Source organism: Leptolyngbya sp. KIOST-1, assembly GCF_000763385.1.
Taxonomy (GTDB): Bacteria; Cyanobacteriota; Cyanobacteriia; order Phormidesmidales; family Phormidesmidaceae; genus Nodosilinea.
In genome coordinates, this window is record NZ_JQFA01000004.1 from 1,366,087 (window position 1) to 1,378,142 (window position 12,056).

Below are 12,056 nucleotides of genomic sequence, written 5' to 3' on the forward strand. Positions count from 1 at the left end.
TACTTGCCCAACCTGATTGTGACAGGCTCCAACCGTCTAACGGTGCAGGGTACACGGTGTACGGTTTAAAGACTGCCGTGAACCGTACACCGTGCACCGTGAGCCCCACCAGCCTGTCATCTTTGGCTTGGCAGACTACTAGAGGGCAAAGCCCGACTTGCGCTTTTTGCCCTTGGACCCCTTAGATTTTTTCTTGGCCGAGTTCTGGTTTACCTCCTGCATGGCCTCCTGGAACAGGGTCTGTAGGTGCATCGGCACGCTGGCGATCTCCGGCAGGGTCGGCGTCAATGACTTGCCAGCGTGAATCAGGATATCGTCGAGGTCGTCTGGGGTCAGGTTGGGGCGATCGAGACACCGCTCCAGGGAGGCCAGCAGCGGCGCGCCCTGCTCGTCTACCAGACAGCGCCAGATGTAGGGGTTGACCGTTTCCTCGCGGAGGTACTTTTGGGTCAGGGCGTCCAGAGACGCTGGCGACTCGCGATCGTCGGCTTGCAGCAGCTGAATGTAGCGATCGTAATCGGTCAAGAAGGTCTGGCCCCAGCGGGGATGCACAAAGACGGAGACAGCCTCAGCCCGGCGCAACTCATTGGGCAAATTGATCGGCGGCATCGCCATTTTGATCGTCTGCTTACTTTTGAGCAGGCGGTTGACCTGACGGCCATCTTCCCCCATTTCCTCAAGGGATTCGGCCATCTCTTCCTCAGAAATGCCGGCCTCATCCGCCAGTTCCTGGAACGATTTTGACGAGTCAAAGCCCACCGCTTCCAGACGGCGCTCAGTGACTAAATCCTGGTAGGCCTGCAGCTTTTTGTTGAGCTCATGTCCTGGCAGCGTGATGCGATCGCGGCCAAAGAAATCGACAAAATCGTTGTAGTAACATTCCACCGATTTCCAGGCTTCCTCCAGCAGCTCAGGGGCGTCTCCGTAGAGGTAGTTGGGAAACCATTTTTTGAAGTTGCCGATGGCGACAGCCAGCTTGGGCTTGCCCAGTTTGCCCAGCAGCATCAGCGGACCAGAGAACAGCCAAATTTCGGCTTCGGGGCTGCCGGGAGCCAGCCTGGTAATTAACATTTCCCCGGCGCTGAGGCGGGCCAGCTCTTCCTTGGCCTGAAGCTCGTTGGCCTCGACCCAGTAGGTTTTTTCGGTCAGCCAGTTCATCAGTTCGTAGCGGTTCTCGTCCGTTTGAAGAACCACAAACAATCCGTTGAACGTGCGCTTCCAGCTCTGGACCAGCGCTCGCTCGGCGGGAGACAGATCGGGATGAGCTTCGGTAAAAATATCCAGCACCGGCTGGTGATCGACTTCTCCCTCAGTCAAAAACATGTCGATCGCTAAGCCGGAGCGGTTGACTCCCTGGAGGTTGTTCTCTGACCAATGGCTGAAGCAATCAGCGCTGTACCGCTCCAGAGCGGTGGCCAGTTCGCCGTCGGCGTCTAGCACAAAGGTCTGTATAGATTGCTTTAGAAGTACGACGGATTGGGCCAGGGATTGCTGGGGTGGAGCTTGCATTAACTTAATAGTTACTGACTTCAGAACTTCGGAGTTACGTCAACGTTACCATGCTTTTGGCTGCTTGCCTCAGCCGTTTTTAGGATGGGGTTTGTATTTCCTTGACTACTACTAGTTTGTTACTACACAGCTACTACACAGCAGAAATGCAGCCATTAGAACAAAGCCAAACATCTTTCGGTTTGACCTCATTCTAATGGCTGCAAAAGTTACCCGTTATCAGCAAATGAAGGATTCAAAGGAATACCATCGTCTGTTGATAGTTTCGATTTTATCTAGGCATCAAAGGCTTAGACAGTGGTCTTACGGGTGGCTGCATAGTAGATGAACAGAGCAATGATGGCACCCAGAACGGCGAGGAATACACCACCAATGCTAAGACCTGTTGCCGTTAGGGCAAAGGTTCCTGTGGTCAACAGAGTGTATAGGCTACCACCAACAAAGGCACCAATCACACCCAAGATGAGGGTGCCCAGAATGCCGCCGCTCTGACGACCTGGGTAGATAGCTTTTGCAATAGCGCCGGCAACCAGACCCAATACGATCCAAGCTAAGATGTTCATAATTTATCTCCAGAATTCTTTAAGCAGAAGTAGCTAAGCGCTTCTTACCTACACTCATAGAATAGTCGGATCAACCCAGGGCCAGAACCACCGAGGGGCATAGTTGGGGCTCGCCTAGAGACATACAAACAGACAAACAAACGACACACGAAAGACATACCCAGGGCCTACGGCATGTCACGGTTTGCAGGCCCAAATTCTTTGCTACCAGCGCTGCCGGGGCGACTCAAACCGCTGACCAGGGGCTGAAACCGTTGATGATTGAGCACCAGAGGCGATCGATGGCATCCCTGCCGTGGGCCAGCCTCAATCGCCCCAGAGGCGGCGGCGGGCGGGGCCTTGCAGGCGGTTGTGGGTATCGCGCAGCAGGGCGGGAATGTCTAGCTGTTCGGGGCAGCGGGGCAGGCAGTCGCCACAGTCGGTGCAGCGGTTGGCTTTGCGGCCGGGAAACCAGTGGCCAGCGTTCTCAAACATGCGGTAGCGGTATTCGCCAAAGGGCTGCATGCCGTAGGCCACGGTCAGGTTTCGGAGCCGCAGCACTTCGGGAATGTGGATGGCTTCGGGACAGGGCAGGCAGGCGTAGCACTGGGCACAGCGATCGCTCCCCAGGGCCGCCGATTCCTGCGCCGAGAGACGGTCCAGGGCGGCGAGCTCTGCGGCGGTGAGGGGATCGGTGCGGTCGCCCAACTCGGCCAGGGGAGCCAGTTCTGCCGGGGTGGCGGGGCCGGTGCTGAGAGTGGTAATGCGGGGATCGGCCAGCAGCCAGCGGTAGGTGAGTTCCAGAGGGCTAAACGGAGCGCAGAGCTGCTGCAGCTGAGGCGATGGGCTGTAGAGCATGCCCCCCTTGTCGCCGGGGGAGATGATGAAGATGCCCAGATCCCGCTCGGTGGCGCGCGCCAGCACCGGGGCGTGGCGCTGAAAAAAATAATAGTAGTGCAGGTTGACAAAATCGAACTGGTCGGTGGCGATCGCCCCCTCGATCACCTCGCGGCTGCCGTGGGTCGAGAATCCCACAGAGCCCAGCTTGCCCTCGGCCTGAAACTGCCGCACCGCCGCCATACAGCCGTGGCGGTCGCTGACTTGGGCTAAATGCGCGGGGGTATTCACCCCGTGGATGGCGAGGCAGTGGATGCGATCGAGCCCCAGCCGCTCCAGGGAGTCCGTCAGGCGCTGGGCCATGGTGGCCGCATCGGGCTGGGGCGGAATTTTGGTGGTGATCACCAGGTTGGGGGGCAGTGCCGCCGTTTTCAGAAACTGCCCCAGCCAGCGTTCGCTGGTGCCGTAGCCCTGGGCGGTTTCGATGTGGTTGATGCCCAGCGCCAGCCCGGCCGTCAGGGTGTCGCGAAACACCGCCTCGGTGGCCAGGGCGCGCATGGTCCCCAGCGATAGCACCGAGAGCGAGAGATTGGTGCGACCAAACCGACGGTATTGCATGGCCTAGAACAGCGGGAACGGTGCGGGCCCCCTTGCCAGGGAGATGGTCGAGAATCCCCCCGCCCATGGCAACGGGGGCAGGTAAGGGGTTGAATCCTCTAGGGGCTGTGATCAAGTAGCCTTTGAAGGCCCTAGAGTCAACGGGTACAGCCCCTAGCCTGGTTTTTGGGTCGGGCGTGGCAAGGCTCGGAATACAAGGCTTTTGGCTAGAATTGATCACACGCCTTAAGGGGGGAGAATCAGCTTCGCCCGTCAGGAGTCTGAGCTTTCCAGCGTATCGTTGCTGGTGGAAGACTTTTTGCCCCGGTGGGTGAAGTCGGAGGGGTTGAGGTTGGCCAGAAAGGCCTGGAACGCCTGCTTTTCAGCTTCGTCGGCATCGCGATCGACCGGGATCGAGGCTTCGGCAATCACTTCCTCCATCACCCAGATGGGGGCATCGAGCCGCAGGGCGATCGCGATCGCGTCGCTGGGGCGTGAGTCTAGCTCCCGGCGAATTTCGCCCCTGGAGAGGGTGAGCAGGGCGTAGTAGGTGTTGTCTTGCAGCGAGTGAATCACCACCCGCTCCAGGGTCATGTCCCACTCGTCCAGCAGGTTGACAAACAGATCGTGGGTGAGGGGACGGGGGGCCGGCTGATTTTCGAGTACGGCGATAATCGAGCTGGCCTGTTCTTTACTGATATAGATGGGGACCTGACGGCGATCGGTGGTGTCTCGCAGCAAAATCACCGGAGTTCGCGACATCGCATCCAGGGCAATCCCGGCGACTCTCATTTCAATCATTAGCTTGGCCTCTTGGATCCGTTGACTGGCGTGCTCTGGTGTTCTCGTTAGCCTGGAAGCGGTCCTTCAACCAGTGTACCGGGTTGATTGCGGGCCGGACTATTTACTGTGGACGGCAGGCCTTGAGGACGATGTGAAGCATTTTTAAACCGGCGGGTGGGCAGGCAATGCCCGTCTAGTCTATCTAAAGCTTATCTATGGGCCGATGAAACTTGGGCTACTCTAAAGAAAAAAAGTATTGCTTTTAGTATGCCCCGATCGCGCCCTGGTCAGTTCGCCCTTTCCCTGAGAATTTTCTTAAGGTTACGGCCATGTTTACCGGATTGATTCAGGCCCAGGGCAGTCTCTTTCACCGGGGCAACACGCAGGTCTACGTGCGCTGGGACACCCTGCCCTTGCCTCCGGCCCTGGGCGATGTGGCCCTGGGCGACAGCATTGCCGTAGACGGCATTTGTCTGACGGTGGAGACCATTTTGCCCGATGGCTTCGTGGCGGCGGTTTCTCCAGAGACCCTCGATCGCACCAGTCTGGGCCGGCTGGCCGACGGCAGCCGAGTCAACCTGGAGTCGTCGCTGCGGGTGGGCAGCAAGATTGGCGGTCATTTCGTTACCGGCCACATCGACGGGCAGGGCCACCTGGAAGCGGCGATCGCCACCGAAGACGCCTGGCGGCTGAGCTTCACCGTGGGCGATCGCCGGGTGGCCCGCTACATCGTGCCCAAGGGCAGCATTGCGGTCAATGGCATCAGCCTGACGGTGGCGGAGTGCAGCCCCGGCGGGGACTGGTTCGCGGTGGCGGTGATCCCCGTCACCTATCGCGAGACCACCCTGCAGCACCTGCGCCCCGGCCAGGCGGTGAACCTGGAGGGTGATGTGCTGGGCAAGTACGTGGAAAAATTTATGGGGTCCCAGGCCGATCCCCCAGCGGGTGCACCGATGGACAGCGGACTGTCCCTGGAGTTTTTGGCGGAGCACGGGTACTGAGCGGCACCCAAACCGCTGTCTAGGTGCTAAATCCAGCCCGGCAGCAGCCAGCGCTGCTGGAGCGACTCGGGCGCGAGGGGCAGGCCCAGGTACAGCGGCAGCCAGAACCAGAAGCTGAGGGCGATCGCCCCCAGCAGCACCAGCGCCAGCGGGCGATCGCGGGGCTGCTGCCACCACTGGGCCATCAGCCAGGCCAGGCCCAGGACGCTGAAAGTCGCGATGCCCAGGGCGTGGTAAAAAAAAGTGCAGCGCCCCACCAGGGCCCAGGGCAGCCAGTTGCTCAGGTAGTTGATCAGCACAAAGGACACGGCGGCCGGGGTTTGCTCACCCGTAACCCGTCGGCTCAGCCAGCCCAGACCCAGGGCAAGCGTCGCCGCCGTTCCCAACCACCACAGCACCGGGTTGCCCAGGGCGTGGATGGTGGTCGCTGTGCCCTCGGTGCGCTCAAAGAAGTAGGCCACCGGCCGCACCAGTAGCGGCCAGCTGTACCAGGGCGAACAGTAGGCGTGGCTGGCGGTCTGGCCAATGGTCTGATGGGCCGACCAGATCTGGCGGTGCACCCCCAGCAGCGATTCTCCCGTCAGCGCCAGGTGGGGCAGCCACAGGATCAAGTAAGTGGCCAGGGGAATGCCGCCCAGGTAAGCGAGCCGCCGCCCCCAGGCCAACGGACCAGCCGGGGCAGAAGGTTGGGCTTTAGGGGTTGACGGTTGCCCTGGGGACAGCTCCCACAGCAGCAGCCCCAGCCACAGGCCGGCCCAGTTCCACTTGACATTGATAGCGGCCCCCAGGGCCATGCCCGCCAGCCAGCGCCAGCGCCAGGCCCAGGGCGATCGCCGGGCGCGAACCCAGGCCCACTGCCCCAGCAGCCCCAGCCCCAGCCCGTAGATATTGATCAGCGCCAGGCGCGATTCCACCAGGGTGAGCCCCTCCATGGCCATGAGCCCCCCGGCCAGCAGGGCGAAGCTGCGTCGTCGCTGGGGCGGGTAGCCTGGGCTGAGGTCGTAGGCCAGGGCGGCCAGCAGCAGGGGAATGGTCGCCCCCACCACCGCATTCAGCCAGCGAAAGGCCAGGGGGCTAACCCACGCTCCCGCCACCGCCACCGGGGGCCAGCCGAGCCAGGCCGTGGCCCACTGCCCCAGCCAAATACCGGCGGCAATCAGGTACTTGCCCAGGGGCGGGTGGGCGTCAAAGCCGGGTGTCCCGTTCAGATAGTCCAGGGCGAAGGGGACGTAGTAGGTTTCGTCGAACACGATCGCCTGGGGCTGGCCCAACCCCGCCAGCCGCAGGCTGAGAGCCACTGCCCCCAGCCCCAGTATCCCGGCCCGGCGAATCCCTGGCGAGGGAACCTGGCGAATCACTGGCCCTGGGCGGCCATGCGCTGCTGCATGCGATCGCGGAAGGCAGCCAGTTCGGCGGCTGTGGGCTGGGTGGCCTGCCAGGCGGGGCGCTCCATCAGGCGGCAGGTCCAGGCTTGCAGGGTGGGGTAGTTCTCCATCGCCAGGCCCAGCTGCTCAAACCAGGGGGCAAAGGTCCCGGCCACCACATCGGCCAGGGTGAGCTGGTCGCCGCAGAAGAAGGGACCATCCCCTAACTTACTGGCGTAGAACTGGAGCACCACCTCGGCCTTTTGCTTGGCCTGGGCGATCGCATCGTCGGGTTCCTGGCCAAAGCCCATCATCTTTTTGGTCAGGGGGTTGATGGCGGGCACCAGCTCATTCACCGTCACCATCTGCACCATGCGCTGGGTGGCGATGCCCTCGGGCGTAGTGGCCAGCAGCGACGGCGTGGGGTACTTAGCTTCCAAATAGTCCAAAATGGCAAAGGATTCGATCACGCTTAAGTCCCCATCCACCAGGACTGGAATGTGGTGAAAGGGGTTGAGGGCGAGAAACTCAGGCTTGAACTGGTCGCCGCTGAGGGCGATCACCTTTTCCTCAAAGGGCAGATCCTTCTCCAACAGCGCGACCCAAACCCGGCGTGAGTTGATCGACAGGGGCGTGTGGTAAAAGGTCAGCATCAAAATTTCTCCTCGGTAAGGGTCATCCCCAGCTCGTTTGCTTCGAAACAGCGGGTTTCTTTACGGCTATGGTACTGCGACGGGCGAACCGGGCTGGTGGAAAACCTAACCTGACCGGGAGAGGGCGGCAGAAGCGGCCCGTTTTCAGGACAACCAAAGCTGAGGTGATAGCGATCAAATCGGTGGGGCTGGTCAGCTGCGATCGCCTGCGCTGGGGAATACGGCTGAGCCATGCCTCGCATTGGTTATTAATAGTTAGTAATTCTTGACCTGGAAAACACATTAGTTAAATTTTAAGCGCCCTAGGCGAGGGTGGCCGGGAGTTTGCGCTTAACTGAGCGTGACAATGGAGTCATTGTCAGGCCAGGCCCGCTAGGATCTACCTGGGTTTGGAACGGGTGCGTAAGTGCTTGGGCGATCGAGTCTTGGAACTCTTGTCTTTGAACTCTTTAAAATAAACTTGCGGCTCCCATGCTTTGCCAGCGGGCAGGCTCACTCAGCATTAGAAACTGCGATGACACCACCTGACGAGTTAATCTTCCTAAAAAGTGGAGGAGAAACTGGGGCTCTGATTCGAGCCTTTAACTGGGCCGATACGCCGCTGGGGCCGATAGAGACATGGCCGTCGAGTCTAAAGATGGCCCTCCAAATTTTGCTTGCGTCCCGGTTCCCGATGCAAATTTTGTGGGGGCCTGACTACATTCAGTTCTATAACGATGCCTACATCCCGATCGCGGGCAACAAGCATCCGAAGGGCATTGGCCAGCGGGGGGCCGAGTGCTGGCCGGAGGTGTGGGACTTTTCGGGGCCGTTGCTCGATCGCGTCGTGGCGACCGGCGAAGCCACCTGGTCAGAGGACCAGCCCCTGACGCTCAACCGCAACGGTCAGCCGGAGGAGGGGTATTTCACCTTTTCCTACTCGCCAATTTGGGCCGCGGCGGGGGACGTAGGCGGGATTTTTATCGCCGTCAATGAGACGACCCAAAACGTGGTGGGGGAGCGCCGGGAACGTGCCCTGCGGGCCGAAGCTCAGGCGGCCAGTGAAAATCTGGCCAATGTCCTCACCAGCATCAGTGACGAGTTCATGATGGTTGACTCAGACGGGTGCTTTACCTACGTCAACGATCGCGCGGTGGCAGCCCTGGAAAGACCTCGGCAGGATCTGCTGGGGCGATCGCTCTGGGATGTGTTTCCGGAACCAGTGGCGCGGCGCTTGAACCAGGGGCTGCGGGAGGCGATGGAGGCACAAACCGCCGTCAGTTTTGAGCTGTTCTGCGCCGCCGAGGGACGCTGGCTCGAAAATCGAGTCTATCCGTTTGGCAGCAAAACCGGTGGTTATGGAACCGTTGGCCATGGAACCGTTAGCCATGGAGCGTCGCTGCTGCGGGTTGACATTACCGATCGCAAGCGCCTGGAGCAGGCTTTCCACAGCTCCCAGGAGCAGCTCAGCAGTCTGCTCAGCACGGCTCCCGCCTCCATTGCCCACGGCCGTTTTTTTGTCGATCGCACCTATTCCATCGACTATCGTTCCGTGGGGTGTGAAACCATCACTGGCTACCGCCTGGCCGAACTCACCCCCGATCTGTGGCTCGATCGCACCTTTGCGGAGGACTGGGCGGGGAACGCTGAGCCCATGTTTAACGCCATTTTTGAGCAGCAGCCGATCACCCTGGAGTATCGCTTTCGCCACCGGGATGGCTCGGTGCGGTGGATTGCAGACAGCCTCACCTCCCGGCGCGATGAGGCTCAGGACTGCTGGCGGGTGACGCTGGTAGGAATTGACATCACCCCCCGCAAACAGGCCGAGGAGGCCCTGCGCCGCAGCGAAACCCACCTGGCCATGGCTCAGCGGGTGGCCCAGTTTGGCAGCTGGGAGTTTTACCCCGACGATCAGCGGAGCGTGTGGTCGCGGGTTATGTTTGACCAATTTGGCTATGAGCCGAACCAAACCGAACCCAGCTACGCCGACTTGCTCCAGCGCATTCACCCGGAAGACCGGCCGATGGTGGAGCAGTTTGTCGAACGGGCGATTGCGGAACCCCAGCCCTGCGCCTTTGACTTCAGGGTCATTTTGCCTACCGGGACGCTGCGCTATCTGCACACTCGCTGCGAAGCCGTGCTCGATGGCCAGGGCCAGGTGGTGAAGCTGATCGGCACCTGCCTCAACATCACCGACCGCAAGCAGATCGAGGTGGTTTTGCGCCAGAGCCAGGAACGGCTGCAGCTGGCTTTGCAGGGGGCCAACTGCGGCACCTGGGACTACGACCTGAGCAACCAGAACCTGATCTGGTCAGATCGCTGTAAGGCAATATTTGGCCTTGATCCAGCCACGGAGATGACGTTTGAGGTGTTTGCCCAGGCCATTCATCCCGACGATCGCGATCGGGTGCAGCGGGCGGTGGACGAGGCGATCGCCCACGGCCAGGACTACGATGTGGAAATGCGGACCCTGTGGCCCGACGGCACTGTGCGGTGGGTGCGATCGATCGGTCGCGTCTACTCCGATGACCGCGAGCTACCCCACAGGATGGCCGGGGTGGTGATGGATATTTCCCGCCTGAAGCAGGCGGAAGTAAACCTGCGGGAGAGCGAGGAGCGCTACCGGGTGCTGGCTGAGGCCATGCCCCAAATGGTCTGGTTGGCCGATCGCAATGGCGTTCAGTTCTGGAATCAGCGCTGGTACGACTACACCGGCATCTCCAAAACCGCCGCCGCTGGTACCGGCGGGACTCAGCTGGTGCACCCCGACGAGCAGGCCCGCACCCTGGAGCTGTGGCAGCAGGCGATCGAACAGGGGGGCGGCTTCGACATTGAGCAGCGAATCCGTCGCCACGACGGCGTATACCGCTGGTTTCTCAACCGCGGCCTGCCGGTGCAGGACAGCAGCGGCCAGGTCACTCGCTGGGTGGGTACCATCACCGATATTGACGACCAGAAGCAGCTCGAAGCCCAGCGGGCCCGGCTGCTCGACCAGGAGCGCCTGGCCCGGGAAGCCGCCGAGAACGCCAACCGGATCAAGGATGAGTTTCTGGCGGTGCTCTCCCACGAACTTCGGTCCCCCCTCAATCCCATCCTGGGCTGGGCCAGGCTGCTGCGCACCACCCAGCTCAGCGCCGCCAAGACCGAGGCGGCCCTGGAAACCATTGAGCGCAATGCTCGCCTGCAGTCTCAGCTGATTGACGACCTGCTCGATGTCTCGCGCATTTTGCGCGGCAAGCTGATGCTCAACAGCCTGCCGACATCGCTGAGCGCCGTCATTCACGGTGCCTTGGAAACCGTGCGATCGGTGGCGGAAGCCAAAGGCGTGCAGATTCAGACCGATCTCGACGAGACTCCCTTTCAGGTGTTGGGCGACCCCAACCGACTCCAGCAGGTGGTCTGGAATTTGCTCACCAACGGGGTAAAGTTTACCCCCCAGGGTGGCCAGGTGACCGTGCGCCTGGCCTACGCGAACAACTGGGCGGCGATTCAGGTCAGCGACACTGGCAAGGGCATTGTGCCGGAATTTTTACCCCACGTGTTTGACCGCTTCCGGCAGGCCGACAGCACCACCACCCGCGATTTTGGCGGGCTGGGGCTGGGGCTGGCGATCGCCCACCAGATTGTTGACATGCACAGCGGCACTATTGCGGCCGAAAGCCTGGGGGAGGGGCAGGGGGCCAGCTTTACCGTGCGCCTGCCGGTGATGGTGGGGGAGGTGGCCCCTACTCCCCCCAGCAGTCCAGTGGTTACCTCGGTGGATCTGCACGACATTCATGTCATGGTGGTTGAAGATGATGTCGATAGCCGTCACTTAATTGCTTCGACGCTTCAGCAGTTTGGTGCCCAGGTGACGGCTCTGGCCTCGGCCGCCGACGCTATTACGGCCCTCTCCACCCTGCAGCCCGATGTTCTGGTGAGCGATATCGGTATGCCCGGCATGGATGGCTACATGCTGATGCAGCAGATCAGAGCCATGACTCAGACCAGCCAGATCCCCGCGATCGCCCTGACTGCGTACACCAGCGAAATAGACCAGAAAAAGGTATTTCTGGCCGGGTTTCAGAAGCATTTGCCCAAGCCTATGGACGTGACGCAGCTGGTGGAGACGATCGCGGCGCTGGTGCAACAACCGTCGAGTGCCCAACAATGAAACCCAAGCTCTGCAGCGGCAAACTGATCACCTGGAAAGACGACCGGGGCTTTGGCTTTGTTCAACCCGACGACGGCAGTAAAGACGTTTTTCTTCACATCTCTGAGCTCCGAGACGCCACCCGGCGGCCCCGCCAAAACGACACTATCTATTACTACAGCGCCATTCAGCCAAATGGCAAAACCCGCGCAGTCAATGCCTTCATTGCCGGAGCACGGCAGCGATCGCCCAAGGCAGGGGCGGTCTGGGGCAGCGGTCCCACCCAGTCCCTGGCCCGATTCCCCCTGGTGGAGCTACTGCTGCTGTCAATCGTTCCATTTGCGGGTGTCGCCCAGGTGGCCTGGCTGATGGGTAACCCTCTGCCGCTGCTTCTCTATCCGCTGATGAGCATCGTCACCTACGCTCTCTATGCCGACGACAAAAAGCGCGCCCGGCAAAACGCCTGGCGCACCACTGAGGGCACGCTCCATATCTGCGAGCTGCTCGGCGGCTGGCCCGGTGGCTTTGTCGCCCAGCAGGTGCTGCGCCACAAGAGCCAGAAGAAAACCTACCAGGCTGAATTTTGGGCGATCGTCGCGGCCCATCACGTCGGGTGGCTGGTGTGGCTGTCTGTGGGTAAGGCGCTGCTTGGGTAGTCC

9 protein-coding genes are annotated in these 12,056 nt (G+C 60.9%); 3 read left to right on the forward strand and 6 right to left on the reverse strand.

Going from position 1 to position 12,056, the window contains the following annotated elements:
• Window positions 1-138: 138 nt before the first annotated feature.
• The 4 genes from NF78_RS23160 to NF78_RS23175 form a co-directional block, all read right to left on the reverse strand.
• The gene (locus NF78_RS23160) at window positions 139-1,509 is read right to left on the reverse strand and encodes a hypothetical protein (protein WP_072016228.1); all 1,371 of its coding nucleotides are present in this window, start codon (window positions 1,507-1,509) and stop codon (window positions 139-141) included.
• 290 nt (window positions 1,510-1,799) lie between these two features.
• Entirely contained in the window at window positions 1,800-2,072 is a 273-nt protein-coding gene (locus tag NF78_RS23165) for a GlsB/YeaQ/YmgE family stress response membrane protein (RefSeq protein WP_035992024.1), read from the reverse strand.
• 306 nt (window positions 2,073-2,378) lie between these two features.
• A complete protein-coding gene (locus NF78_RS23170) occupies window positions 2,379-3,506 on the reverse strand; it encodes an aldo/keto reductase (protein WP_035992026.1) in 1,128 nt (375 codons plus the stop codon).
• Between the two features lie 252 nt (window positions 3,507-3,758).
• Window positions 3,759-4,286 carry a bifunctional nuclease family protein gene (locus NF78_RS23175; RefSeq protein WP_035992028.1) on the reverse strand — a complete coding sequence of 176 codons (528 nt, stop codon included), beginning with the start codon at window positions 4,284-4,286 and terminating at the stop codon, window positions 3,759-3,761.
• Between the two features lie 311 nt (window positions 4,287-4,597).
• On the opposite strand from NF78_RS23175, the gene ribE reads away from it, so the two are divergent.
• Window positions 4,598-5,269 (forward strand): riboflavin synthase, encoded by a 672-nt coding sequence (gene ribE / locus NF78_RS23180; RefSeq protein WP_035992030.1) that lies wholly within the window; start codon window positions 4,598-4,600, stop codon window positions 5,267-5,269.
• Window positions 5,270-5,295: 26 nt separating this feature from the next.
• Here ribE and NF78_RS23185 read toward each other — a convergent pair whose 3' ends face one another.
• Both NF78_RS23185 and NF78_RS23190 read right to left on the reverse strand, forming a co-directional pair.
• Entirely contained in the window at window positions 5,296-6,627 is a 1,332-nt protein-coding gene (locus NF78_RS23185) for a phospholipid carrier-dependent glycosyltransferase (RefSeq protein WP_035992032.1), read from the reverse strand.
• Window positions 6,624-7,286, reverse strand: a complete 663-nt coding sequence (locus tag NF78_RS23190) for a glutathione S-transferase family protein (RefSeq protein WP_035992035.1) — start codon at window positions 7,284-7,286, stop codon at window positions 6,624-6,626. Before NF78_RS23190 ends, NF78_RS23185 begins: the two co-directional genes overlap by 4 nt.
• A gap of 673 nt (window positions 7,287-7,959) precedes the next feature.
• On the opposite strand from NF78_RS23190, the gene NF78_RS23195 reads away from it, so the two are divergent.
• Both NF78_RS23195 and NF78_RS23200 read left to right on the forward strand, forming a co-directional pair.
• Window positions 7,960-11,418, forward strand: coding sequence for a PAS domain-containing protein (locus tag NF78_RS23195; protein WP_197064945.1), 3,459 nt, complete (start codon window positions 7,960-7,962; stop codon window positions 11,416-11,418).
• Window positions 11,415-12,053, forward strand: a complete 639-nt coding sequence (locus tag NF78_RS23200; protein ID WP_035992038.1) for a DUF1294 domain-containing protein — start codon at window positions 11,415-11,417, stop codon at window positions 12,051-12,053. Before NF78_RS23195 ends, NF78_RS23200 begins: the two co-directional genes overlap by 4 nt.
• Window positions 12,054-12,056 lie beyond the last annotated feature (3 nt).